This window comes from Modestobacter marinus, assembly GCF_019799945.1.
GTDB lineage: Bacteria > Actinomycetota > Actinomycetes > Mycobacteriales > Geodermatophilaceae > Modestobacter > Modestobacter marinus_B.
The window spans coordinates 1-509 of record NZ_JABGCH010000233.1 but is presented as its reverse complement, the minus strand read 5'-3'; the positions used below and the strand labels follow the sequence as shown (position 1 = coordinate 509).

Here is a 509-nt window from a genome sequence, read left to right as displayed (position 1 = left end):
TTATCACGTAGGTATTTTTCAAAGATACCATCAATAACCGCTTGTGGTTGCTTACCTTCAATTGAAACTGGGTTAAGTCCAGTTGTGCCAATAAGTCAATCAGGTCTTAAATCACCAGCTTTAGCAGTAGCTTGTTGTCCTGATGGAGGTGAAACCTCATGGTCTGATTGCTTAAATCTTTCACATTGCGCAAAAGAAGAAGAATATAAGTTGGACACAAGAATCATATCTTTAATGACGTTTATTTCTTTTGGTGTCATTACAATACCTGGAATAGCATTTTGTGTAGCTGATAAAGTATTTAAATCATTTAAACTCTTCCCACCATTTGTATCAAAAATGAATTCACGTGCAATAAACATTGGCATAGCAACGTTATAGTCAAATCAATCTAAGAATAGAGTTGTTTTATCTTGTATATCAACGCAAGTTGCTTTTACAGGGATAAAGTACTTATCTGTAGAAACGTTGATTATTTCATTGTTTCCATTTACATTTCCACGCACCTT

At 34.2% G+C, this 509-nt stretch carries 1 protein-coding gene; it reads left to right on the top strand.

The features are described 5' to 3' along the window. Positions 1 to 381 (top strand): hypothetical protein (locus tag HK417_RS24725; RefSeq protein WP_222273540.1); only part of this gene is annotated, 381 nt, incomplete at its 5' end. Between the last annotated feature and the right edge of the window lie 128 nt (positions 382 to 509).